Origin of the sequence: Yinghuangia aomiensis (assembly GCF_039542225.1) — a bacterium.
Classification (GTDB): domain Bacteria; phylum Actinomycetota; class Actinomycetes; order Streptomycetales; family Streptomycetaceae; genus Yinghuangia; species Yinghuangia aomiensis.
The window spans coordinates 1-1,321 of sequence record NZ_BAABHS010000091.1 but is presented as its reverse complement, the minus strand read 5'-3'; the positions used below and the strand labels follow the sequence as shown (position 1 = coordinate 1,321).

The window sequence follows — 1,321 nt, the reverse complement described above, 5'->3', positions numbered from 1 at the left end:
TGAACCGTTCCGGGATTGGTGGAGGCTCTATGCGTTGACTCCAGCCGCCGGTTGGGGCTGGTGTTGAGCGTAGTAGTTGGTCTCGTGTTCGTGGGGCGGGATGTCTCCGATTGCGGTGTGGATGCGTCGGTTGTTGAACCAGTCGACCCATTCCGCGGTGGCGAGTTCGACGTCGGCGAGGCCATGCCAGGGCTTGCGGGGTTTGATCAGCTCCGTTTTGTAGAGACCGATCTGGGATTCCATGAGCGCGTTGTCCAAGGCGTCGCCGACGGTGCCGATCGAGGCGTCGATGCCGGCGTCGATCAGGTGCGCGGTGAACGCGAAGGACGTGTATTGGCTGCCCGCGTCCGAGTGATGAACCAGCCCCGGGTCGACGGGAGTTCCGGCGCGGTCGCGACGCCACAAGGCCATGTCGAGTGCATCGAGGACAAGCTTGGCCCGCTTGCTGGTGGCGGCGGACCAGCCCACGATCACCCGGGAGAACACGTCCACGACGAACGCGACGTAGACGATCCCTGACCAGGTGGCGACATAGGTGAAGTCCGCGACCCATCGCTCGTTCGGCCGGGATGCGGTGAAGTCGCGTTGCAGCAGGTCGGCGGCCCGGTCATGGGCGTCGTCCCGGACCGTGGTGCGGATCTTCTTCCCTCGCCGGGCGCCCTCCAGGCCCAGGTCGCGCATCAGCCGTGCGACGGTGCAGCGGGCCACCGGTATGCCCTCGCGATGGAGTTGCCGCCAGACTTTCCGGACGCCGTAGACGCTGAAGTTGTCCGTGTGGACGCGGTTGATCTGCGTCTTCAGCTCGGTGTCGCGGACCGACCGGGCGCTGGGGCTACGGCTTTTCGCCGCGTAGTAGGTGCTCGTCGCGATCTTCAGTCCGTGGCTGGTCAGGACTCGGCAGATCGGCTCGACTCCGAACACCTCGCGGTGAGCGTCGATGAACGCTACGAGCGCTTCGACGGCCGGTCGAGCTCGGCCGCGAAGAAAGCCGAAGCCGCCTTGAGGATCTCGTTCGCCCGCCGCAGTTCGGCGTTTTCCGCCTTCAAGCGCTTGATCTCTGCGGCCTCGTCCGAGGTCACTCCCGGACGCCGGCCGGCATCGACCTCGGCCTTGCGGACCCAAGTCCGCACCGTCTCAGCGGCACCGATGCCCAGCTTCGCGGCGACCGCCTTCATCGCGGCCCACTCCGTCGGGTAGTTGGGGCGAACCTCCGCGACCATGCGCACCGCACGCTCACGAAGCTCAGCAGGGTAGGGGGACGGACGCGCCATGACTCGATCCTCTCAGGGAATCGAGCCTCCATCAGACCCGGAGCGGTTCA

At 66.2% G+C, this 1,321-nt stretch carries 1 protein-coding gene; it reads right to left on the bottom strand.

From position 1 onward, the window contains the following. Positions 1-27: 27 nt before the first annotated feature. Positions 28-1,271, bottom strand: a protein-coding gene (locus ABEA93_RS41955; protein ID WP_345681284.1) for an IS3 family transposase whose coding sequence is annotated in 2 segments (ribosomal slippage) — positions 28-989 and positions 989-1,271 — 1,245 coding nt in all. Because the reading frame shifts where the segments join, the coding sequence is not laid out codon by codon here. Positions 1,272-1,321 lie beyond the last annotated feature (50 nt).